This is a genomic window from Hungatella hominis (genome assembly GCF_014288005.1).
Taxonomy (GTDB): Bacteria; Bacillota; Clostridia; order Lachnospirales; family Lachnospiraceae; genus Hungatella; species Hungatella effluvii.
On sequence record NZ_JACOPB010000009.1, the window covers coordinates 209,542 to 231,422 of the forward strand.

Sequence of the window (21,881 nt, forward strand, 5' to 3'; positions counted from 1 at the left end):
ATGAAAAGTAACAAAGGCAAAGGCCTGATCGGGCTGATTATTGCTCTGGCTCTGGTAGGACTGTTCGGATATTTCGGATATACTACCATGAATGACATTAAGCTGGGCCTCGATCTGGCAGGCGGTGTCAGCATTACGTACCAGGCAAAGGAAGAGAACCCCAGTGCCGAGGATATGTCGGATACCATTTACAAACTGCAGCAGAGGGTTCAGAACTACAGTACAGAGGCTGAGGTCTATCAGGAAGGCAGCAACCGTATCAACGTCGATATTCCAGGCGTATCGGATGCCAACGCGATCCTGGAAGAGCTGGGCAAGCCTGGTTCCCTGATCTTCGTTGACGAAGCCGGGCAGACCATCTTAAACGGCAACCAGGTTGCCACCGCGAAGCCGGTTATCACCGATGAAAACGGTATTAAGAAGTATATGGTTGATTTAACCTTTACCGAAGACGGAAAAACCGTATTCGCAGATGCGACGACAAAGAACGTGGGCAAGAGAATCGCCATCATCTATGACGGCAAGATCTACTCCAACCCGGTTGTTAATGAGCCAATTACACAGGGCCAGTGCCAGATCAGCGGCATGACTTCCTATGAAGAGGCGGAGACGCTGGCTTCCACTATCCGTATCGGCTCCCTTTCCCTGGAGCTGGAAGAACTTCGTTCCAACGTTGTAGGCGCGAAGCTTGGCCAGGAAGCTATTTCCACCAGCTTAAAGGCCGGGGCAATCGGATTCGGCATCGTAGCCGCGTTCATGATTATCGTATATTTAGTGCCGGGTCTTGCGGCCGTGATCGCACTTTCCTTATACGTAGGCCTGATCCTGATCCTGCTTTCCGCGTTCAGTGTGACCCTGACACTTCCGGGTGTGGCCGGTATCATCCTTTCCATTGGTATGGCGGTTGATGCCAACGTTATTATCTTTACACGTATCAAAGAAGAGATCGGCCTTGGAAAGACGGTTCAGTCCGCCATCAAGTCCGGCTTCAACAAAGCGCTGTCCGCCATCATCGACGGCAACGTGACCACCTTAATTGCAGCCGGCGTACTGTTCTGGAGAGGTTCCGGTACCGTTAAGGGCTTCGCTTCCACGCTGGCCATCGGTATCGTGTTATCCATGATCACCGCGCTGTTCATCACCAAGTTCATTCTGAATGCCCTGTTTAACTTGGGATTTCAGGATCCGAAGTTCTACGGAACGAAGACGGACAAGAAGACCATCGATTTCCTTGGAAAGAGGAAGATCTGGTTTGCAGTCTCTTTACTGGTAATCGTAATCGGTCTTGGCGGCCTTGTGGTCAACAAGACACAGACCGGCGATATCTTAAACTACAGCATGGAGTTTAAGGGCGGTACCTCTACAAATGTAACATTTAACGAGGATATGTCACTGGAGGACATCTCTTCCAAGGTGGTTCCGGTTGTTGAAAATGTCACCGGCGACGCACAGGTTCAGACACAGAAGGTTGCGGGAACCAACGAAGTAATCATTAAGACAAAGACGTTATCCGTTGAGGAGAGACAGAACTTAGACCAGGCAATGGTAGATAATTTCGGCGTAGAAGCCGAGAAGATTACGGCGGAGAGCATCTCCGGTGCGATCAGCAAGGAGATGAAGCAGGATGCATTTATCGCTGTTATCATCGCCACCATCTGTATGCTGCTGTATATCTGGTTCCGTTTCAAAGATATCAAGTTTGCAGGAAGTGCCGTACTGGCGCTGCTTCATGACGTGTTCGTTGTGCTGACCTTCTATTCTCTGTTAAAATGGTCTGTCGGCTCCACCTTCATCGCATGTATGCTGACTATAGTCGGTTATTCCATCAACGCCACCATCGTTATCTTCGACCGTATCCGTGAGAATTTAAAGGTGAACAGCAAGATGGAGCTTTCCGAGATTGTAAACTTAAGTATTACACAGACATTTACAAGAAGTATCAATACTTCTTTGACCACGTTCGTCATGGTATTCGTACTGTTTATTCTCGGTGTGTCCTCGATTCGTGAGTTCGCACTTCCTCTGATGGTTGGTATCGTATGCGGTACGTATTCTTCCGTCTGCATCACAGGTTCCTTATGGTATGTGATGACGATCTACAAGAATAAGCATATGGAAGAGAAAAAGGCTGCTGAAAAAGCGGCTAAGGCAGCGGCGAAGAGCTCAAAAAAATCAAAGTAAGGAATCAGAATGAATTATAAAATTATTGCTAAGGATGGCCGTGCAAAACGGGCGGAGGTTTCCACCGTGCACGGAACCATCCAGACTCCGGTATTCATGAATGTCGGTACGGTTGGCGCCATCAAGGGAGCGGTTTCCACAGATGATTTAAAGGAGATCAGGACCCAGGTAGAGCTGTCAAACACGTATCACCTTCATGTGAGAACCGGTGATAAGTTAATCAGGGAATTCGGCGGACTCCATAAGTTCATGAACTGGGACCGTCCGATCCTCACGGATTCCGGCGGATTTCAGGTCTTTTCCTTAACTGGTTTAAGGAAGATCAAAGAGGAAGGCGTCTACTTCCAGTCTCATATCGACGGCCACCGTATTTTCATGGGGCCGGAGGAGAGTATGCAGATCCAGTCGAATCTGGGTTCCACCATCGCTATGGCGCTGGACGAGTGTCCGCCCCACCCGGCGACCAGGGAATATATGCAGAACAGCGTTGACCGGACCACCAGATGGCTGGAGCGCTGCAAGGTGGAGATGGCCAGACTTAACAGTCTGCCGGAGACCATCAATCAGGAACAGCTGTTGTTCGGCATCAACCAGGGCGGAACGTATGAAGATATCCGCATCCAACACGCGAAGACCATTTCCGCCATGGATTTGGACGGATACGCGCTGGGCGGCCTGGCGGTCGGCGAGAGCCACGAGGAGATGTACCGTATTTTAGATGAAACCGTGCCGTACCTTCCGGAACATAAGCCAACCTATTTAATGGGCGTCGGAACGCCGGCCAATATCCTGGAGGCGGTGGATCGGGGTGTGGATTTCTTCGACTGTGTCTATCCATCCAGAAACGGCCGCCATGGCCATGTCTATACCAATCAGGGCAAACGGAATTTATTTAATTCCAAGTATGAGCTGGATCACCTCCCCATCGAAGAGGGCTGCGGGTGTCCGGCCTGCCGTTCCTACAGCAGAGCTTATATCCGGCATTTGTTAAAAGCAAAAGAAATGCTCGGGATGAGATTATGTGTCTTGCATAATTTGTACTTTTATAATACAATGATGGAAGAGATTCGCGACGCAATCGAACAGCACCGTTATGCAGAGTATAAAGCGGAAAAGCTTGCCGGCATGACGGCGGTACAAGCAGAGAAGTAAGGACAATGATACCGTAGCGAGGCGGCGGATCGTTATATAAGGAGGAAATGATTTATGGCATTAGCAACCAGCGGCGGCATGGGCATGGGATTCTGGATTATTTATATCGCGGTAATCTTCGGCTTTATGTATTTTATTGCAATCAGACCGCAGAAGAAGGAAAAGAAGAAACAGCAGGAACTGCTTTCAAGCATTGCTATTGGTGACAGCGTTTTGACTACCAGTGGTTTCTATGGCGTTATTATCGATATGACTGATGATACCGTGATCGTAGAGTTCGGCAATAACAAGAACTGCAGAATTCCGATGCAGAAGGCTGCCATCGTTCAGGTGGAGAAGCCGGAGGTTTAAGAGACCGCATTGAAAAAGTAGAATCAGTGTAAAGAGCTGACTGTTGAGAATCAAAAGATTGATTCTCGGCAGCCAGCTCTTTTCGCGTTAAGGGAACGGGATCTCTGGCCTGATGTCTATTCGCACATGAATGTTAAAAAATAACAACCAAATCCTGCCAATTTGAGGTAATCAAACAAAAAAACTTGCCATTTTTGTAGAAACGGGGTAAAATATCCCAATAGGCCACCCCCTTACAGTAAAATTATGTTTAAAAATAACAAAATAAATGTTGACTTCAAACATTTAATGTGGTAATATCTCGTTATAGATGTTGGAAACAAACAAAAAGGAAAGGAATTGAGAAATAACATGAGAGAAATTATCACATTAAAATGGGAGAAAGGGAATTTGCTTCTGTTAGATCAGACACTCCTGCCAAATACGGTTACATATGCAACATGTAAAACCCTGGAGGATGTCTATCAGGCGATTCAGACCATGATTGTCAGAGGCGCACCGGCTATCGGCGTATCGGCCGGATACGGTATGGTGCTGGCTGCCAATGCCTTTGATGGAACGGACACGGCTGCGTTTATGGATTTTTACAGGGAGCAGGGAGAATACTTAAAGTCTTCCCGTCCTACCGCGGTGAACTTAATGTGGGCCGTAGACAGAATGGTAGAGAGAGCAGAAGCGCTTGCCAGTGAAGGACAGCCTCTTGAGGCTGTAAGGAAGGGACTGGAAGCGGAAGCTGTGGCGATTCATGAAGAGGACAAGCAGACAAACCGGAACATTGGAACGAATCTGCTCAGCCTTTTAAAGGATGGGGACACTGTTCTCACCCACTGCAACGCGGGAAGTCTGGCAACATCGGAATATGGAACCGCACTGTCTGTATTCTATATGGCTCAGGAGAAGGGAATGAATATCAAGGCCTTTGCAGATGAGACGAGACCAAGGCTCCAGGGAGCCAATTTAACCGCTTTTGAACTGGTAGAACACGGGGTGGATGTGACGCTGATCTGTGACAATATGGCCGCAGTAGTTTTATCACAGGGGAAAATCAATGCTCTTATCGTAGGCTGCGACCGTGTAGCTGCTAATGGAGATACGGCGAACAAGATAGGAACCTTCAGTGTCAGCGTTCTGGCCAATCAGTTTCACGTACCGGTCTATATCGCGGCGCCGACAACCACGATTGATATGGAGTGTCCAACCGGAAAAGAGATCCCGATCGAAGAGCGAAGCAGGGAGGAGGTCCTTCGCATTAACGGGGAATACATTGCCCCGAAGGAAGTGAAGACATACAATCTGGCATTTGATGTAACACCGGCCGAGTATATTACGGCCATTGTAACCGAGAAAGGAATCGTGTATCCTCCTTTCCGTGACAATTTAGAGATACTAATGAAAAAATAGGGAAGAGGTGAAAGGAAGCTGCCTTTCATTTCTACCGGGAACGCCAAAATGCAGGCGTTTACATGAATGGAGGCAGGTATGAAGACATTTACCGCAGAAGAAAGAAAAAAGTTTATTCTGGATTACGTGAAGGAAAATGAGTTCGTGGACATCACTTATCTAAAGGATACGCTGCTGGTATCTGAGATGACAATCCGGAGAGATTTAAAGAAGTTGGAAGAGGACAACAGCCTGGTGAGAGTGCTGGGAGGCGCGAGAAGCATACCGGGAGGCACGTATGAAGATCCGGTGGACAAGCGGGTGAAGTTTCATGCAGAGGAGAAGGACAGGATCGCCAGATACGCGGCATCTTTGGTGGGTGAAGGAGAATCCATTTTCATGGATGCCAGCAGCACGGTGTATGCCATGGCGGATTACTTAGAGGTGCACGCCACGGTGATCACCAATAACATCAGTATATGCATGAAGCTGAAGGACAAAGAGAAGATTGACGTGATCCTGATCGGAGGAAGTTTGAGAAAGAGCGCTATGTCGCTGGTAGGGATCGAGGCGGTCCGTATGCTGGATAATTATTACGTGGACAAGGCATTTCTTTCCTCCAAATCGGTGGATGAGAAGCATGGTATTTCCGATGCCACGAGAGATGAGGCAGAGGTTAAGAAGGCGATGATTAAGGCCAGCGAGGAAGTGTATTTCCTGATGGATCATCACAAGCTGGCGAGCAGAGCTTTTTACAAGGTCTGTGACCTGGAAGAGATTACGGAGCTGATTGTAGATGCTTCGGAAGAAGAGTATGTGACAGAATTTACGGAAGAATGCAGAAAGAACAACAAACGTATTCACTGTGTCTGATAAGATACAGCAAAAGGAGAAGGAGAGAACAATCATGAAGAAAGTATGGGCAATCTGTTTAACGGCAGCTTTAACGGCAGGACTGCTTGCAGGATGCGGCGGCGCAAAGACATCAGATACGGCTGGGGAGAGCGTATCGGCAGAGACAACTGCCGGAGAGGAAAAGAAAAACGGGGATTTAAGCGTGCTTCTGCTCGTTCCGGGTACTCTGGGAGACAAATCTTTCTTTGATTCCGCCAATGCCGGTCTGGCACTGATCGAAGAGAACTACAGTGCCAGCACAAAGGTTGTGGAGATGGGAACGGATATCACCAAGTATTCCGCCACACTGGAAGACGTTATTAATGAAGGCTGGGACATCATTATCACGGGCGGCGTCAATATATCCCAGCCGCTTCAGGAAGCGGCAGAGGAGTATCCGGATCAGAAGTTTATCTTATATGATGAGAGTGTAGATTTCTCCGACGGAGCTAATTCCAACATTTACTGCATGACATATAAGTGCTATGAAGGCGGTTATCTGGCGGGTGTGCTGGGCGCCTCTGCTTCAAAGACAGGACAGCTGGGATTTGCCGGCGGATTTGACATTCCCCTCATTAATGACTGGCTGGTAGGCTACATAGAAGGCGCGAAGGTGGTAAACCCGGATATCAAGATTAACACAGGCTATATGAACAGCTTTACGGACGCTGCCAAGGGAAAAGAGATCGGTATTGCATTATATAATGCTGGAGCCGACATCGTATTTCAGGCGGCAGGCGGCGCAGGTCTGGGCGTTCTGGATGCGGCCAAGGAGACCGGCAATCATGCAATTGGAACGGATTCAGATCAGTCAGAACTGTTCTCCAGTGACGAAAAGAAGGCGGATGCCATCTATGCATCTATCTTAAAACGGGTTGATATCTCCATCGACAAGGCAGTTGGCGATTATCTGGACGGAAAACTGGAATTCGGCACAGTAAAGACGTATGGACTGTCCGACGGTTGTATTGAAATCACGGACAACAGCTGGTATCAGAAGAACGTACCTGCGGAAGCGAGAGAAAAGGTAGCGGAAGCGAAGCAGAATATCATTGACGGAAAAACTACAATTAGAAGCGCATTCGATATGACAGATGAGGAAATCGCATCATTAAAGGGCGAAGTTCAGCCATAAGCGAAAAAGGGGTGATACGGATGGAGCAGGCCAGAGAAATATTAAGCATGAAGAACATCACAAAAGTATACGGCAACGGAGTTTTGGCCAACTCTCATGTGGATTTTTCTGTAAACAGAGGAGAGATTCATGCCCTGATGGGGGAAAACGGAGCCGGAAAATCGACGCTCATGAAGATCCTGTTCGGAATAGAACAACCGGATGAAGGTACGATAGAGCTGGACGGAAAACCGGTGAAGATCGCTTCCTCCGATGATGCCCTGCGTCTCGGTATCGGGATGGTGCACCAGCATTTTAAGCTGGTGTCTTCCCTTACTGTGGCAGAGAACATTGTGCTGGGAAAGGAACCGAAAAAGAACGGTTTTCTGGATCGGAAAAAGGCGGTTGAAATTACCAGAGCACTTTCGGAGCGTTTCCGGTTTGATGTAGACCCGACGGCAGCCGTCAGTGATTTATCGGTTGGAAAGAAGCAGAAGGTCGAGATTTTAAAGGCGCTGTACCGTGAAGTTAAGCTGCTTATTCTAGATGAGCCGACGGCGGTGCTGACACCTCAGGAGACGGAGGAACTGTTTGAGCAGTTAAATAAGCTGAAGGAATCGGGCCTTACCATTATCTTTATCTCTCATAAGCTGAATGAAATAAAAGAGATTTGTCAGAGGATCACCATTATGCGCCATGGAAAAGGCGTGGGTACTTATGATGTTACAGGTCTGACAGTGGAGGACATCTCGAAATTGATGGTGGGCCGTGACATTATTTTGAAGGTGGAAAAAGGACCGGCGAAACCGAAGGAAACGAGACTGTCTGTCCGGAATTTAAGCTGTAAAAATGAGGTGGGCAGACAGGTGCTTAACCGTGTCTCTTTCTCCGTGCGCTCAGGAGAAATTCTGGGAATTGCCGGAGTGGAGGGCAGCGGCCAGGAAGAACTGGTGGAACTGATTACCGGTATGAGGCATCTGGACAAACGAAATGGAGAAGTGATGATCGGTACGGACCAGACGGCGGGCTGTTCCGTCAAGGAGATCAGGCGAAAGGGGATGTCCTATATTCCGGAGGACCGCATGGTCTATGGGGCCGCGGGACACGTGACTATTCGGGAAAATATGATCTCCAGTATCTGTGATTCCGAGGAAGTGAATTCCGGGCTGTTTCTGAATAAAAAGAAGATCGACCGCTGGGTGGAGGCAGGGATTCGTGATTACGATATTCGCTGCGGAAGTCCTCTTGATGAGATTGGCATGCTGTCGGGCGGAAATATGCAGAAAGTGATCGTAGCGCGGGAGTTTTCTGCAGAACCATCGATTCTGATTGCAGATCAGCCGACGCGCGGCGTCGATGTGGGCGCGATTGAGTTTATTCACAAAAAAATTGTGGAAATCCGTGACAGAGGCTGCGCGGTCCTTCTGGTTTCCGCGGATTTGAATGAAATACTGGAACTTTCGGACAGCATTATTGTCATGTGCCAGGGGAAAATATCAGGATACTTCCCCCAGGCCAAGGAAATGACTGAAGAAGAGCTGGGATATTATATGCTCGGCGTGAAGCAACAGTCGGAGGAAGACTTAAGGAGGGCCTGCTGTGAAGAATAAGAATAAAATCATGTCCCGGTTTGAACTGTTAAGAACCCTTCTGGCTGTCGGAATTGCCGTTGTATTTGCGGTGGTAATTATCTTTTTGGTGAGCAGTCAGCCTTTGGAGGCCATCTACAAATTCTTTGTGGCCCCGCTTACTTCTTTCCGTTATATTGCCAATATTATTGAGCTTATGACTCCGCTGCTGTTCACGGGACTGGCGGTTACATTCATTCTCCAGACGAAGGTTTACAATCTTGCAGTGGAAGGCATGTTCTATGCGGGAGGTCTTGCGGCTGCCCTGGCGGCGACCCTGCTTAAGATGGGACCTGGAATTCATGCTTTTACTGCCCTGTTTGCAGGACTTGCCGCCGGAGCACTGATCGCATTTCTGCCGGCGATTTTAAAACTGAAGTTTGAGGCAAACGAGATTGTTTCCTCTCTGATGTTAAATTACATTACCTTCTATATTGGTGATTTCCTCTTAAAGACTTATATGAAGGACCCAAAGAGCACACACGTAGCTTCCCTGAAATTTGCGAAGACGGCAAGGCTGTTTGAATTTACCAGAGGAATTCATTTCGGACTTGTGATCGCGGTGGTCCTTGTGATTGCTGCATGGCTGTTCCTGTACCATACAAAATGGGGATATGCTATCCGCATGTGTGGGGAGAACAAAAACTTTGCGAAGTATTCTGGCATCGGAGTGACGGGGACGATACTCCTGTCCCAGATTATTGGCGGAGCCATTGCCGGTCTGGGCGGAGCAGCCTATATGATGGGATCACAGCAGCGTTTTAACTGGGAGTGGCGGTCAGGATATGGCTGGGATGGTCTGATCATCGCTATCATTGCGAGAAACAACCCGAAGTTTGTTCCGGTTGGAGCGTTTCTTCTCGCTTATTTAAGAATCGGATCCGATATCATGAGCCGTGGAACCGATGTGCAGAATGAAGTGGTGTCCATCATACAGGGCGTGATCATTATCCTGATTGCAGCTACCGGTTTCCTTGCCGGATATAAGAAGAAACTGACTGTGAAAATGACGAGAGAAGCGGCTGACGCATAAAGGAGGGCAAAATGAAATTTTTGGAGATTGTTACATCGGTCAGCTTCCTGTTTTCGATCATCCGCATGACGACACCGATTCTGTATGCGTCCATGTCTTATCTGGTAGCTGATTTAGCAGGTGTTACAAACATTGGAATTGAGGGAATGATGCTGACCTGCGCCCTGATTGGCGTAGTAGCCAGCGCTGCGTTTGGAGGCAATGCATTTCTCGGCTTTACGGCGGCCGTCGTCGTAGGCGCATTGCTGGGAATTTTGATGTGCTTTATTGTTACTAAGCTAAAAACAGATCCGACCATCACAGGCATTGCCTATAACCTGACGGCCGCTGGAGGAACCGTATTTCTTTTGTATCTGGCGGTAGGGGAGAAAGGGATATCTTCGTCTTTAAAGAGCGGTGTACTTCCTCAGGTGAATATTCCTGTGATTAAGGATATTCCAGTCCTGGGAACTGTGGTGTCCGGGCACAATGTACTGACATATGTGGCTATTCTGCTGATCATTGTACTCAGTATATTCTTATATAAGACCTCCCTGGGGCTTCATATCAGAAGCTGCGGCGAGAATCCGGAAGCGCTGGAGTCTGTGGGCGTGCATGTGCTGCAGGTGAAATATATTGCTCTGGCAATCAGCGGCATGCTGGCAGCTATGGGGGGCGCCTACATGTCCATGGGTTACGTATCGTACTTTGTAAAAGATATGACGGCAGGCAGAGGCTTCATTGCGATTGCCGCCGCCTCGCTGGGAGGCAACAAACCGGTGCCGACACTGCTTGTCTGCCTGCTGTTCGGAGTTGCAGATGCCTTCGCGGTCAATCCGGGAACGCAGAATATGGGAATTCCGACGGAGCTGGTCAGCACCATTCCGTATATTGTAACAGTAATTGTACTTGTAATTTACTCTTATAAAAAAATGAATGATAAGAGAAGAGCAGCAGCGGCCTGATGAGAAAGGAAGATAAAAAATGGAGAAGATTGTACCAATTATAGATATTCCCTATAACAAAATTGCAGAGAGAGTCATCGCCTGCGGTGATCCCGCGCGGGCGGAAAAGATATCAAAACGGCTGGAAAACGTGGAAGTAGTGGCAAAGAGCCGGGAATACTGGACCTTTAACGGAACCTACAAGGGAGTGCCTGTGACGGTATCATCCCATGGCGTGGGGGGAAACGGAGCCTCTGTAAGCTTTGAAGGACTGATTCTGGGCGGAGCAAAAGTTATTATCCGTGTCGGAACCTGTGGGACTTTACAGAAAGATATGCCCCAGGGATCGCTGATTATCGCCACGGCCGCGTGCCGGGACGACGGGATCACGCCTCAGTTTATTCCGATTTCCTATCCGGCGATTGCGTCAATGGATGTGGTAGCGGCCATGCAGGAAGCCGCAAAGGAAATTAATCCGGAAGCGAGAACCGGAATCATCACGACATCGGGTCTGTTCTATACCGGTCTGATGCCTACAAATAACCGACTGTTTTCGGAAGCCGGAGTTCTGGCTATGGAAAATGAAGCATCGGTCCTCTTCGTTATCGCATCGGTGAGAGGCATAAAAGCCGGCTGTATTGTAGCGGCAGATGGCCCATGCTTTGAATTCGTAGGCTCCGAGGAGTTTGATCACTATCCGGAGAAGATGGCGAAGGCCGTGGAAGATGAGATTACAATTGCGCTGGAAAGCATTATTAAGGTGGAAGTATAAGGAGGCAGAATCATATGAAGACAGGAATCTGGGGAGCCGGCAACATTGCCCATACCCATGCGGAAGCGCTGAAGGCCAGCGGAATTTTAATTGGAGCTATCGTCGATGTCAGTGAGGAGAAGGCAAAGGCATTTGCCGAAGAATTCTCCATTGAAAAGTGGGGAACGGATTCTTCCATTCTTTTGGATGATGAGATTACAACCGTCCATGTGTGCACACCGCCCAACCTCCATTACGATATGGTTATGGAGCTTCTGGATCATAAGAAGAACGTACTGTGTGAAAAACCTCTGTGCTTTGAGGACAGCCAGGCGGAGGAACTGGCCAGGCGTGCGAAAGAGTGCGGAGTAGTCTGCGCAATTAATTTTAACGTCAGATTCCATATGGCATGTCAGAAGGCAAGAAAACTGGTGGAATCGGAAGAATTCGGCCGTGTGAATGTGATCCACGGTAACTATTTGCAGGAGTTCAATGCATTTCCTGCGCCTGTGGACTGGCGATACAACACGGTTCTGGCGGGCCGGATGCGCGCAGTGACGGAGATCGGGACGCACTGGCTGGATATTGCCCAGTATATTTCCGGCCGGAAGGTGAAGGCGCTTTCCGCCAACTTCGGGCGTTTTTACCCGAACCGGTATGTGGAAGACCGTATCATGTATCCGGATTCCGGAGATGGAAAACGGACGGAGACGATGGAGGTCTGCTCCGAAGATGCGGCAGCCATTAACTTGAAATTTGACAACGGAGCGATAGGAACGGTGCTCTTATCAGAAGTGTCCCAGGGCAGAATCAACCGGATCACCCTGGAGGTGACAGGAGAAAAGAAGAATCTGTGGTGGAATTCCGAGGACAACAATATCCTGAACACTGCTGTCAAGGGAAGCGGTGTAAACTCGGAGATATTCGGTTTTGGCAACGGTTTTATGGATACCTTCCGAAGTCTTGTGGACAGCTTTTATGATGATGTAAAGCGGGGGTGTGTGTCGGAAGCGCCGGTTTATCCTACCTTTTTTGAGGGAAGGGATATTGTGAAGCTCTGTAATGCGATGCTTGAGAGTGCGGATTCGGATGGAAAGTGGGTTGTGGTCGAATGATAGAATCTATAATTAAGGAACTGAAACTCGTACCGCTCACTGGAGAAGGCGGCATGTACCGGTATCTCTACGCTGGTGAGAAGGACGCTGCGGGAAGGGAGTCTTACAGCTCCATCTACTATCTTCTGACGGAATACTCCTTTTCCCATATGCACAGGCTGAAAACCGATGAAATCTACCATTACTATATGGGGGATGGACTGGAGCTTCTCCTCCTGTATCCGGATGGAACATCAGAGATCAAAGTTCTGGGGACACGTCTGTCTGATGGGGAAGTCCCGCAGTTTCGTGTTCCGGCAGGCGTATGGCAGGGATCAGTTGTGGCTCACGGCGGGAAATACTGTCTGGCGGGAACGACGATGGCCCCGGCGTATCTGCCGGAGGATTACGAACATGGTGATATGGAAACGCTGTGCGCCGGATATCCGGACGCCGAAGCTGCCATCAGACGGCGCTGCGGCGAAGCCATTGCGCGATGAGGACATGATATGATTAAAAAATGGAAAGAAATTCTGATGGTCATCGTTGGTTCCATGATGATGGGAGCCAGCATTGATCTGTTTGTCCAGGCAGACTTTGGGCTGGATCCGCTGTCACTGTTTCAGGCGGGACTGGGACGCGTTCTGCACCTGTCTCTGGGGACTACATCCCAGGTGCTGATGATTTCCATCATCATCCTTCTGTTCTTTATCGACAGGAAACGGATCGGAATCGGTTCTATTTTAAACAGCGTGCTGGTAGGTGCATTTATCAAGTGGTTTTCTCCGGCGATTTGTACGGGAGGAGGAACTGCGTCGGGGCGCCTCTTGTGCCTGCTGGCTGGTCTGATTCTCATGGGGGTGGGGATCGGAACGTATGTGGCGGCGGGGCTTGGCGAAGCAGGAATGGATGCCATGATGATGTATTTATCCGGAAAGCTTAAAAAGAATGTCAATGTGACAAGAATAACCATCGATATTCTGCTTTCCATCACCGGTTTTCTTCTGGGAGGAAAGCTGGGAGGCGCCACGGTGGTCTCCATGCTGGTAAATGGCTATATGATCCAGTTCACCATTGAGCTGATCGGACGATTCAGAAGAAATAAGGCTGTAATAGAAATGGGAGGGCAGTAAGTATGGGGTATATGACAGAAAAAGAAGCCAGGAGCGTACTGACAGACTTAGGAAGGCGTTCTTATGAGCGTGCCTATGTTGCGGCCAATGACGGCAATATCAGCTGCAGGATTTCAGCGGATACGATTCTGATTACTCCCTCCGGTGTCTCCAAAGGGTATATGACGGACGATATGATGGTGAAGGTATCGCTGGACGGCAGAGTGCTGACAGAGGGGAAACCTTCCTCAGAGATGAAGATGCATTTGAGAATCTACCGGGAGGATCCGGAGATTCATGGTGTTACGCATCTCCATCCTCCGTTTGCGACCGCGTTTTCGGCGGCAGGGATTCCCTTAAACCGGGCAATTCTAACGGAAGCCGTGATGGCAGTGGGGGTGGTCCCGGTTGCACCGTACGCCCTTCCGGGAACGGAAGAAGTACCGGAATCCATCGCCCCGTTTATTCATGATTACAATGCTGTGCTTCTGGCTAATCATGGGGCGCTGAGTTGGGGGAAAGATGTGTACCAGTCTTTTTATTTCATGGAATCCGTGGAACAGTGCGCCAGAATTCAGCTGTATTTAAGAATGCTGGGAAGCAGCGGAACTCTGAACGGAAGTCAGGTTGACCGGCTGATGGAAATGCGAAAGGTATGGGGAATCGACAGAGGTGGTATTCCTGTCACCGAGTGACAGTTGTACCGGGAGACCGGAAGATAACAAAACGGTAAAAATAAGATGTTTTCTGTAAATAGATGCCGGCCTTCGCTCACGTATGCTATAATCCCCATAAAAAAGGACGAAAGAAGGTCCAGCAATGGGGAAATTTGTAATCTACAGGAAAAATACCGGCTACGATTTTCATTTAAAGGCCGCCAACGGGGAGACGATCGGGACCTCGGAGATCTATACGAAAAAGGACGCATGCGTGGACGGCATCGAGAGTGTGATTCGGTGCGCAGAGGCGGCGGAGATTGAAGACCAGACCGTCAGAGGATATCTGGCACAGAAGAATCCGAAATTTGAGATTTACCAGGATCAGAAGGGGGGATACTGCTTCCGGCTCCTTGAAAAGAGCGGGCAGATGATTCTGGAATCCCAGGCATACACCGCGAAGGCCAGCTGCCGGAACGGAATCCGCAGCGTCAAGGTAAACGTCCCGAGCGCGGAAGTGGAGATGGACGAAATACAATAAAACAGCAATGGCAGGAAGACTCTGTCTTCCCGATGGAAGCCCCGCTTATGGGCCGTATCGGGAAGGCGGGGTCTTTTTCCTTGACAGAAGAGAATTTCTTGTATATAATTCAAAAGTGAACAGTTCAAAAATGAACAATATTAGAAAGGTGAAATCATGGAGCAGAAAGATGAGGGCTACTTTGCCTACTATGCAAAGATAGACAAGGTATACAGAAAATTGTGTGCACTGGAAGTGGCGGAATACTGTTTTACCCCCAACGAAATCGTGGTACTGATGTTTCTGGCCAACAATCCCGGTTATGACAGCGCGTCGGATATCGCTCATTTCCGCAATATTTCCAAGGGGCTTGTGGCGAAATCCGTGGAGACACTATGCGAGAGAGGCTATCTAAAGGCGGGAAAGGATTTAAAGGACAGGAGACTCATTCATCTGTCCCTGACGGAGAAAAGCGACGACATTGTGACGAGACTCAGAAAATGCCGCCAGGAATTTGCAGGAAAGCTGTATGATGGCGTACCGCGGGAAGATATGGAGGCCATGGCGCGTACGACTAAGGTAATCAATCAGAATCTTGACAATATCTTGAAAGGAATGAAATAAATGGAACCGAAAAAAGGAAAAGAGAATGAACTGGGGACCGAGAGCGTCGGAAAGCTGCTCTTTCGGCTGTCTATGCCTGCCATTGCGGCACAGGTGATCAATGTTATGTACAACATGGTAGACCGTATGTATATCGGCCATATTCCCGGAGTCGGAGCGGCAGCCCTGACGGGAGTCGGTGTTACGATGCCGGTCATCATGGCGATCACCGCATTTGCCTATTTTATCAGTATGGGAGGCGCGCCGCGTTCCTCCATCATGATGGGGAGAAATGAGAAAGAGAAGGCGGAGAAGATCCTGGGTAACTGTACCACGATGCTGGTGGTGCTTGCCCTGATCCTGACTGCGGTCTTCCTGTTCTGCGGGCGTTCCATCCTGCTGTTGTTCGGGGCCAGTGAAAATACGATCGGCTATGCCTGGGATTACATGAAGATATATGCGCTGGGAACCATTTTCGTACAGCTGGCGCTGGGGCTGAATGCCTTTATCACTGCCCAGGGCTACGCCAAGACCAGCATGTATACCGTGCTGATCGGAGCTGTCTGCAACATCATTCTGGACCCTGTCTTTATATTCGGTCTGAATATGGGCGTGAAGGGGGCCGCGCTGGCGACAATCCTTTCCCAGGCGGTCTCCTCCATCTGGGTGCTGCGCTTCCTCACTTCGGAGAAGAGCTCGCTGCGCATCAAAAAGAAGAGCCTGAAGCTGGAGGCAGGCATTATTCTTCCCTGTATGGCATTGGGAACATCGCCGTTTATCATGGCGTTTACGGAAAGCATCCTGTCCGTCTGCTTCAATTCATCCCTGCTTCGCTACGGCGGAGACGTGGCGGTAGGCGCCATGACGATACTGAGCAGTGTCATGCAGTTTTCCATGCTTCCGCTTCAGGGACTGACCCAGGGCTCCCAGCCCATCGTCAGCTTTAACTATGGGGCTGGCAGCGCGGACCGCGTGAAGAAGACGTTTAAGATCCTGTTCCTCTGCTGTATTGGCTATTCCACGCTTCTGTGGGCGCTGTCCATGTTCTTCCCGCAGATTTTCATCATGATCTTTACCAGCGATGCCGCGCTGACGGAATATACGCGCTGGGCGATCCGGATTTATATGGCGGTTTCCCTGATGTTCGGTGCACAAGTGGCTTGCCAGCAGACCTTTATTGCGCTGGGAAATGCCAAGGTATCCGTATTTTTGGCGCTGCTGCGCAAGGTATTTTTACTGATCCCGCTGATCTTCATTCTTCCGCGTTTTATGGAGAATAAGACTATGGGCGTGTTCTTAGCCGAACCGGTCGCGGATTTCTGCGCTGTTTGTGTTACCGTGGCCATGTTCAGCGTATCTTTTAAAAAGATTATTGCCAGAATGGAAGGAGCAAAAAGCAATGAGTATGACAGCAAAAGAAGCGGAGAAATTATTTGAAAAACTTCCCAAAGCGGAACTGGGATTTTTCCCAACGCCGTTTTACAGGCTGGACCGGCTTTCAAAGGAACTGGGAGTGAACCTCTATATCAAGCGTGACGATTTTACCGGCATGAGTCTGTTTGGGGGAAATAAGGTGCGCAAGCTCCAGTATCTGATGGGGGACGCCATGAGCCGCGGCTGTGAGTACGTCTTCACCTTTGGGGCGACCCAGTCAAACCATGCTATGCAGACGGCGGCCGCGTGTCGGCGCTGCGGTTTAAAACCGGTGCTGTATCTGGTCGCCATCGTGAAGCCGGATGAGGATGATCTGAGGGCCAACCTGCTTCTGGACCGCATCATGGATGCCGAGGTCCACATCGTGAAGATTCAGGCGGGAGAGACAGAGGAAGAGGCGGAAGACCGGGCCGTCACTCTTGCGAGAGAACACATGGCCCGCTTAAATAAGGAAGCCGGCAGACACGTCTGCTATGAGGTACCCATGGGCGGAGCCAGCCCGGTGGGATCTGTGGGATTTATCGAGGGATACGTGGAGCTGGAGAAGCAGCTGTCCGCCATGGATATCCAGGCCGATTACGTCTTCCATGCCACCGGAACCGGCGGTACGATGGCTGGTCTGGCTGCAGGACGGAACCTGGTCGGTTCTGAGACCGGGATCATTTCCATCAATGTCAGCGCCAAGGACCCGGAGTATCCGAAGCGGACGGCCGTTCTGGCCAATGAGAGCCTAAAGCTGATCGGAGCCGGAATCACGGTGGATGCGGAGCGGGATATCTGCACCGATTTAAACTATTATCTGCCTGGCTATGAGATTCCCAACGAGGCGGCATCCGAGGCGATTAAGCTTCTGGCGGTGAAGGAAGGGCTTCTCACAGACCCGGTCTATACGGGAAAAGCCTTTGCGGGCATGCTGGATTACATCAGGACCGGAAAGGTTCCGGCCGGAAGTAATGTGGTATTCTGGCATACGGGCGGGGCTACAGCGTTATTTGCAGAGAAGGAGATACTTGGAGACTTAAGCAAATGAGTTTATGAGGGAGTCCATGATAGATAAATACCTGGAACGAGGAGATCTGTTTGCCCTGTACGATGACGGCTTAAAAAGCATATGCGTGGTCACGGGTGAGAACCCTGATACATGTGAACTTAAAAATATCGCTACATATGAAGCGTGGCACGGTAAGGGATATGGCAGCAGGCTCATTCAGTATATATCAGAATTTTATAAAGATAAGTATAAGACTATGATTGTGGGAACCGGCGATCTTCCTTCTATTCTGCATTTTTACGAGAAAAATGGTTTTTGCCTTTCTCACAGGATTCATAACTTTTTTACAGACAACTATGACCATCCGATGTTTGAGGATGGGATACAGCTTGTGGATATGGTTTACTTAAAGAAGGAGTTAGCGTAAAAGTAGTGATCTAAGAAAACATGATGCTGCGAGGTGGGGCGATGGAAACAAGTGATGGTTTTTGGAATGCGATTGATAAAATCGTGAGTGAATCAAAAATTGTTATAGATAGACCAAAAGGAACGGCTCATCCGAGGTTTCCCGATTTTGTTTACAGAGTTGATTACGGTTATTTAGAGAATACATCTTCAATGGATGGAGGAGGCATCGATGTATGGGTGGGAACAGATGAAAGAAAGCAAATTGATGCAATCATGTGCATTGTTGATTTAATGAAACGTGATTCGGAAATAAAAATCCTGATTGGCTGTACAGAAGCTGAAAAGGACATTGTTTGCCAAACACATAACGAAACCGATTACATGAAAGGAATACTCATACGCAGGTTGTGAGTATTAAAAGTCAAGCAGCAAGAGGAAGAGGAATTTATACCAGGTATTACATGAAAAACATGAAAAAATACTAAAAAAGGAGTACCGCGCAAATAATATGCCGCCGTACTCCTTTTCCCTTACACCTCTAAATCCATCCCCCATCCAACCCAATGATCTGTCCGGTCAGATAAGAATTCTTATATCCCAGGTGGTAGACCAGATCGGCCACCTCCTCCGCCTGTCCAAGGCGTCCGGCGGGAATCTCTTCGATCAGGGCAATGAGTTCGTCCTCTTCCAGGAAACGGTTCATCTCCGTATCAATGGCGCCGCACGCAACAGCGTTTACCTGGACGTTGCTGGGAGCCAGCTCCTTGGCCAGCGCCTTGGTGAAGGCGTTGATTCCGCCCTTTGTCGCTGAGTAAGCGACCTCACAGGAAGCACCGGAGACGCCCCATACGGAGGATATGTTGATGATCTTTCCCTGCTTCTTGTCCACCATACCGGGAACAGCCAGTTTACAGCAGTTGAAGACCGAGGTTAAGTTGGTCCGTATGATCCGGTCCCAGGATTCCGTGCTCATGTCCTGTAAGAGGCCGATGTAGGAAATCCCCGCGTTGTTTACCAGGACGTCAAGCGTTCCAAACTGCTTCCGGATCTGATCGAACAGAATCCGGCACTGCTCCATGTCGCCCATGTCGCCCATGTAGGCGAGGCAGGAAATCTGATATGATTCCAGCTCTTTTTTCGTCTGCAGGAGTCTCTCCTCGCTGTGAAGGCAGTTGATTACCACATTATATCCTTTTTTTGCAAATTTTACCGCAATGGCTTTTCCGATTCCTCTGGAAGCGCCCGTAACCAGCACTGTTTTTTTTGCCATGAAAACCACCCTTTCTTTTAATCCTGGTAAGCCGGATCGATCCCGTCTTCCGTCAACTCTATTTTACCAAAGGTAATTTTTTAATTCAATAGGATTTGAGGCTTAGCCACAAAAGAAAACATTGCATACTTGGAAGAGAGTGCGATATAATGAGACTATGAATTATTTCATGACAAATATTCCCGGCGGCGGAACCGTGTGATTACGTACCGCGGCGGGAGAAATGATACAGGAAGGATGGAAATTAAATGGGAAAGATTTACGATGTGGTAATTATCGGTTCAGGTCCGGCAGGACTTACGGCGGCGATCTACGCCAAGCGTGCGGAGCTGGAGACTGTTGTCATTGAAAAAGAGGTTGCCAGCGGCGGCCAGGTGCTCAACACCTACGAGGTGGATAACTATCCGGGGCTTCCGGGAATCAACGGATACGACCTGGGCATGAAGTTCCGGGAGCACGCGGATAAACTGGGCGCGGAATTCGTGACCGATGATGTGGTGCGTGTGGAAAAGGCGGACGGCCTCTTTACCGTAACCTGCGCGGAGGAAAGCTATACGACGAGGACTGTCATCATCTCGACCGGCGCCAGCCACAGGAAGCTGGCGGTCCCGGGCGAAGAGGAGCTGACCGGAATGGGCGTGTCATACTGCGCCACCTGCGACGGAGCATTCTTCCGCAACCGTGTGACAGCCGTGACCGGAGGCGGAGATGTGGCCATCGAGGATGCGATCTTCCTTTCCAGAATGTGTAAAAAGGTATATCTGATTCACCGCAGAGATGAACTGCGCGGCGCCAGGACTCTTCAGACCCAGCTGTTCTCGCTGGATAATGTGGAAGTGCTGTGGGATACCGTAGTGGAGAAGATTAACGGAGCAGACCAGGTGGAATCCATTACAATCCGGAATGTGAAGACGGAAGCCTCCGGGGAGCTTCCGGTTGACGGCGTGTTCATCGCAGTGGGAATCCATCCGCAGAGCAGCGCTTTCGACGGCCTTGTGGAGATGGATCACGGATACATTAAGGCGGGAGAGGACTGTGAGACATCGGTTCCCGGTATCTTCGCAGCCGGAGATGTGAGAACAAAACAGTTAAGGCAGGTATCCACTGCTGTGGCGGACGGAGCAAACGCCATCACCAGTGTGGAACGATATCTTACGGTCAATTCATAAAACAGACGTATCTATGAAAAAATAAGGGTTCCGGATATCCGGAACCCTTATGCTTACATAAAACTTATCTTCGATCAGAACTCCGGTTCAATGAGACCGTATGTTCCGCCTTTTCTCTTATAAACCACGTTCACTTCCTCGGTATCCGCATTTAAGAATACGTAGAAGTTGTGTCCGAGAAGCTCCATCTGTACGCAGGCTTCTTCAGGGTCCATGGGTTTTACTGCAAATTTTTTGGACTTTACAATCTGGATTTCTTCTTCTGCGGAAGCCTCTTCCTGTAAGAAGGCTTCTGAGAAGGAAGGTGCGGATTGTTTCTTATCAATCAGCTTATTTTTATATTTTTTCAACTGGCGTTCCAGGATCTCTTCTACGAGATCGATGGATACGTACATATCACTGCTTGATTCTTCTGCTCTGATTATATGTCCTTTCACCGGAATTGTTACTTCGATTTTCTGAATATCTTTCTGTACGCTGAGTCTTACTACAGCTTCTGTCGCGGGTGCAAAGAAACGGTCCAGTTTACCAAGCTTGTCCTCGACTGCTTCGCGCAACCCCTGTGTTACCTCAATATTTCTTCCTGTAATTGTAAAACGCATAAGTCTTCAGCTCCTTTTTCTTGAGATGTTATCAGTATACCATATTTATTTGAAAAATTCAATTATGTTACGAAAATATCAAGACAATTAATCTAAATTTTTTGTAAAATGTTTCTACTTATAAATGCCCAAAATATTGAGAAACTATATATTGGGGTACAAAAAAGTCAAGGGAAAAATTGTATTTTTTGTCGAAATAAGTAAGTTTATGACAAGTACACAAAAATTGAAAGGGAAAATTGTGTCTGGTGAAAAAAGAGGATTTCCGGCGAAAAGATGTGGATAATGTGGATAACTCGGTGTATAAGTCGTTTTTGCCCTAAATATTGGGTTTGTGGGTGGGGATAAAAATGGGGGAAATGTGCACAGAAAGATGTGGATAATGTGGATAAGTAGAAAATCGAACAGATTTTTTGTGCAACTTGCCAGGTTTACCATAAAATACATTGATTTTGTCGAATTGTAATGCCGGCCAGACGCCCCAACCGGGTGTAAGAATGTCCGAACTATTAGCAGAATGTTAATTTTTTATGAATTCATTGAATTAAAAATGAGTTAGTGCTACAATATACAGGATTATACTGTGTTTATTTAGTAAGAAGAGTAGGAGAATGA

The 21,881-nt window shown here is 48.7% G+C and carries 23 protein-coding genes; 21 read left to right on the forward strand and 2 right to left on the reverse strand.

Annotated features, from left to right (window positions below; all coding sequences use genetic code 11):
• The 20 genes from secD to H8S75_RS19390 all read left to right on the forward strand — a co-directional run bounded on the left by secD (position 1) and on the right by H8S75_RS19390 (position 18,636).
• Positions 1 to 2,181, forward strand: a complete 2,181-nt coding sequence (gene secD, locus H8S75_RS19295) for a protein translocase subunit SecD (RefSeq protein ID WP_187023023.1) — start codon at positions 1 to 3, stop codon at positions 2,179 to 2,181.
• A 9-nt stretch (positions 2,182 to 2,190) separates the two neighbouring features.
• On the forward strand, positions 2,191 to 3,333 hold the full coding sequence (tgt, locus tag H8S75_RS19300) for a tRNA guanosine(34) transglycosylase Tgt (RefSeq protein WP_117634469.1): 1,143 nt from the start codon (positions 2,191 to 2,193) through the stop codon (positions 3,331 to 3,333).
• A gap of 54 nt (positions 3,334 to 3,387) precedes the next feature.
• The gene (gene yajC, locus H8S75_RS19305) at positions 3,388 to 3,684 is read left to right on the forward strand and encodes a preprotein translocase subunit YajC (protein WP_002601549.1); all 297 of its coding nucleotides are present in this window, start codon (positions 3,388 to 3,390) and stop codon (positions 3,682 to 3,684) included.
• A 351-nt stretch (positions 3,685 to 4,035) separates the two neighbouring features.
• On the forward strand, positions 4,036 to 5,085 hold the full coding sequence (mtnA, locus tag H8S75_RS19310) for an S-methyl-5-thioribose-1-phosphate isomerase (protein WP_117634471.1): 1,050 nt from the start codon (positions 4,036 to 4,038) through the stop codon (positions 5,083 to 5,085).
• Positions 5,086 to 5,163: 78 nt separating this feature from the next.
• The gene (locus H8S75_RS19315) at positions 5,164 to 5,937 is read left to right on the forward strand and encodes a DeoR/GlpR family DNA-binding transcription regulator (protein ID WP_117634473.1); all 774 of its coding nucleotides are present in this window, start codon (positions 5,164 to 5,166) and stop codon (positions 5,935 to 5,937) included.
• A gap of 34 nt (positions 5,938 to 5,971) precedes the next feature.
• Positions 5,972 to 7,093, forward strand: a complete 1,122-nt coding sequence (locus tag H8S75_RS19320; protein WP_117634475.1) for a BMP family lipoprotein — start codon at positions 5,972 to 5,974, stop codon at positions 7,091 to 7,093.
• A gap of 20 nt (positions 7,094 to 7,113) precedes the next feature.
• Positions 7,114 to 8,682 (forward strand): ABC transporter ATP-binding protein, encoded by a 1,569-nt coding sequence (locus H8S75_RS19325; protein ID WP_117634477.1) that lies wholly within the window; start codon positions 7,114 to 7,116, stop codon positions 8,680 to 8,682.
• Complete coding sequence (locus tag H8S75_RS19330) at positions 8,672 to 9,733, forward strand: ABC transporter permease (RefSeq protein WP_002601544.1); 1,062 nt, start codon at positions 8,672 to 8,674, stop codon at positions 9,731 to 9,733. The genes H8S75_RS19325 and H8S75_RS19330 overlap by 11 nt, the downstream gene beginning before the upstream one ends.
• Before the next feature lie 11 nt (positions 9,734 to 9,744).
• Entirely contained in the window at positions 9,745 to 10,677 is a 933-nt protein-coding gene (locus H8S75_RS19335) for an ABC transporter permease (RefSeq protein WP_187023024.1), read from the forward strand.
• Between the two features lie 19 nt (positions 10,678 to 10,696).
• Entirely contained in the window at positions 10,697 to 11,428 is a 732-nt protein-coding gene (locus tag H8S75_RS19340; RefSeq protein ID WP_187023025.1) for a nucleoside phosphorylase, read from the forward strand.
• 14 nt (positions 11,429 to 11,442) lie between these two features.
• Positions 11,443 to 12,522 (forward strand): Gfo/Idh/MocA family protein, encoded by a 1,080-nt coding sequence (locus H8S75_RS19345; RefSeq protein WP_187023026.1) that lies wholly within the window; start codon positions 11,443 to 11,445, stop codon positions 12,520 to 12,522.
• Positions 12,519 to 13,001: a cupin domain-containing protein gene (locus H8S75_RS19350; protein WP_117634485.1), complete on the forward strand. Its 483-nt coding sequence runs from the start codon at positions 12,519 to 12,521 to the stop codon at positions 12,999 to 13,001. Before H8S75_RS19345 ends, H8S75_RS19350 begins: the two co-directional genes overlap by 4 nt.
• A 9-nt stretch (positions 13,002 to 13,010) precedes the next feature.
• Positions 13,011 to 13,634 carry a YczE/YyaS/YitT family protein gene (locus tag H8S75_RS19355; protein ID WP_117634487.1) on the forward strand — a complete coding sequence of 208 codons (624 nt, stop codon included), beginning with the start codon at positions 13,011 to 13,013 and terminating at the stop codon, positions 13,632 to 13,634.
• Between the two features lie 2 nt (positions 13,635 to 13,636).
• Positions 13,637 to 14,308: a class II aldolase/adducin family protein gene (locus H8S75_RS19360; RefSeq protein ID WP_002601538.1), complete on the forward strand. Its 672-nt coding sequence runs from the start codon at positions 13,637 to 13,639 to the stop codon at positions 14,306 to 14,308.
• A gap of 124 nt (positions 14,309 to 14,432) precedes the next feature.
• Positions 14,433 to 14,810, forward strand: a complete 378-nt coding sequence (locus H8S75_RS19365; protein WP_117634489.1) for a YegP family protein — start codon at positions 14,433 to 14,435, stop codon at positions 14,808 to 14,810.
• 156 nt (positions 14,811 to 14,966) lie between these two features.
• Positions 14,967 to 15,413 carry a MarR family winged helix-turn-helix transcriptional regulator gene (locus H8S75_RS19370; protein ID WP_110325020.1) on the forward strand — a complete coding sequence of 149 codons (447 nt, stop codon included), beginning with the start codon at positions 14,967 to 14,969 and terminating at the stop codon, positions 15,411 to 15,413.
• Positions 15,414 to 16,829 (forward strand): MATE family efflux transporter, encoded by a 1,416-nt coding sequence (locus tag H8S75_RS19375; protein WP_187023027.1) that lies wholly within the window; start codon positions 15,414 to 15,416, stop codon positions 16,827 to 16,829.
• Positions 16,792 to 17,856: a 1-aminocyclopropane-1-carboxylate deaminase/D-cysteine desulfhydrase gene (locus H8S75_RS19380; protein WP_187023028.1), complete on the forward strand. Its 1,065-nt coding sequence runs from the start codon at positions 16,792 to 16,794 to the stop codon at positions 17,854 to 17,856. Before H8S75_RS19375 ends, H8S75_RS19380 begins: the two co-directional genes overlap by 38 nt.
• Before the next feature lie 16 nt (positions 17,857 to 17,872).
• Positions 17,873 to 18,244, forward strand: coding sequence for a GNAT family N-acetyltransferase (locus tag H8S75_RS19385; protein ID WP_490400385.1), 372 nt, complete (start codon positions 17,873 to 17,875; stop codon positions 18,242 to 18,244).
• 41 nt (positions 18,245 to 18,285) lie between these two features.
• A complete protein-coding gene (locus H8S75_RS19390; RefSeq protein ID WP_187023030.1) occupies positions 18,286 to 18,636 on the forward strand; it encodes an inorganic diphosphatase in 351 nt (116 codons plus the stop codon).
• Positions 18,637 to 18,763: 127 nt separating this feature from the next.
• Here H8S75_RS19390 and ymfI read toward each other — a convergent pair whose 3' ends face one another.
• Positions 18,764 to 19,495 carry an elongation factor P 5-aminopentanone reductase gene (gene ymfI / locus H8S75_RS19395; protein WP_117634494.1) on the reverse strand — a complete coding sequence of 244 codons (732 nt, stop codon included), beginning with the start codon at positions 19,493 to 19,495 and terminating at the stop codon, positions 18,764 to 18,766.
• A gap of 248 nt (positions 19,496 to 19,743) precedes the next feature.
• On the opposite strand from ymfI, the gene trxB reads away from it, so the two are divergent.
• Positions 19,744 to 20,664, forward strand: a complete 921-nt coding sequence (trxB, locus tag H8S75_RS19400; RefSeq protein WP_117634496.1) for a thioredoxin-disulfide reductase — start codon at positions 19,744 to 19,746, stop codon at positions 20,662 to 20,664.
• Between the two features lie 74 nt (positions 20,665 to 20,738).
• Here trxB and hpf read toward each other — a convergent pair whose 3' ends face one another.
• Positions 20,739 to 21,266 (reverse strand): ribosome hibernation-promoting factor, HPF/YfiA family, encoded by a 528-nt coding sequence (hpf, locus tag H8S75_RS19405; RefSeq protein ID WP_117634498.1) that lies wholly within the window; start codon positions 21,264 to 21,266, stop codon positions 20,739 to 20,741.
• Positions 21,267 to 21,881 lie beyond the last annotated feature (615 nt).

Bases quoted from the DNA above. Each gene is read 5' to 3' on its own strand.
- secD (WP_187023023.1), top strand. From the start codon at position 1: ATGAAAAGTAACAAAGGCAAAGGCCTGATCGGGCTGATTATTGCTCTG.
- tgt (WP_117634469.1), top strand. From the start codon at position 2,191: ATGAATTATAAAATTATTGCTAAGGATGGCCGTGCAAAACGGGCGGAG.
- yajC (WP_002601549.1), top strand. From the start codon at position 3,388: ATGGCATTAGCAACCAGCGGCGGCATGGGCATGGGATTCTGGATTATT.
- mtnA (WP_117634471.1), top strand. From the start codon at position 4,036: ATGAGAGAAATTATCACATTAAAATGGGAGAAAGGGAATTTGCTTCTG.
- H8S75_RS19315 (WP_117634473.1), top strand. From the start codon at position 5,164: ATGAAGACATTTACCGCAGAAGAAAGAAAAAAGTTTATTCTGGATTAC.
- H8S75_RS19320 (WP_117634475.1), top strand. From the start codon at position 5,972: ATGAAGAAAGTATGGGCAATCTGTTTAACGGCAGCTTTAACGGCAGGA.
- H8S75_RS19325 (WP_117634477.1), top strand. From the start codon at position 7,114: ATGGAGCAGGCCAGAGAAATATTAAGCATGAAGAACATCACAAAAGTA.
- H8S75_RS19335 (WP_187023024.1), top strand. From the start codon at position 9,745: ATGAAATTTTTGGAGATTGTTACATCGGTCAGCTTCCTGTTTTCGATC.
- H8S75_RS19340 (WP_187023025.1), top strand. From the start codon at position 10,697: ATGGAGAAGATTGTACCAATTATAGATATTCCCTATAACAAAATTGCA.
- H8S75_RS19345 (WP_187023026.1), top strand. From the start codon at position 11,443: ATGAAGACAGGAATCTGGGGAGCCGGCAACATTGCCCATACCCATGCG.
- H8S75_RS19350 (WP_117634485.1), top strand. From the start codon at position 12,519: ATGATAGAATCTATAATTAAGGAACTGAAACTCGTACCGCTCACTGGA.
- H8S75_RS19355 (WP_117634487.1), top strand. From the start codon at position 13,011: ATGATTAAAAAATGGAAAGAAATTCTGATGGTCATCGTTGGTTCCATG.
- H8S75_RS19360 (WP_002601538.1), top strand. From the start codon at position 13,637: ATGGGGTATATGACAGAAAAAGAAGCCAGGAGCGTACTGACAGACTTA.
- H8S75_RS19365 (WP_117634489.1), top strand. From the start codon at position 14,433: ATGGGGAAATTTGTAATCTACAGGAAAAATACCGGCTACGATTTTCAT.
- H8S75_RS19370 (WP_110325020.1), top strand. From the start codon at position 14,967: ATGGAGCAGAAAGATGAGGGCTACTTTGCCTACTATGCAAAGATAGAC.
- H8S75_RS19375 (WP_187023027.1), top strand. From the start codon at position 15,414: ATGGAACCGAAAAAAGGAAAAGAGAATGAACTGGGGACCGAGAGCGTC.
- H8S75_RS19380 (WP_187023028.1), top strand. From the start codon at position 16,792: ATGAGTATGACAGCAAAAGAAGCGGAGAAATTATTTGAAAAACTTCCC.
- H8S75_RS19385 (WP_490400385.1), top strand. From the start codon at position 17,873: ATGATAGATAAATACCTGGAACGAGGAGATCTGTTTGCCCTGTACGAT.
- H8S75_RS19390 (WP_187023030.1), top strand. From the start codon at position 18,286: ATGGAAACAAGTGATGGTTTTTGGAATGCGATTGATAAAATCGTGAGT.
- ymfI (WP_117634494.1), bottom strand. From the start codon at position 19,495: ATGGCAAAAAAAACAGTGCTGGTTACGGGCGCTTCCAGAGGAATCGGA.
- trxB (WP_117634496.1), top strand. From the start codon at position 19,744: ATGGGAAAGATTTACGATGTGGTAATTATCGGTTCAGGTCCGGCAGGA.
- hpf (WP_117634498.1), bottom strand. From the start codon at position 21,266: ATGCGTTTTACAATTACAGGAAGAAATATTGAGGTAACACAGGGGTTG.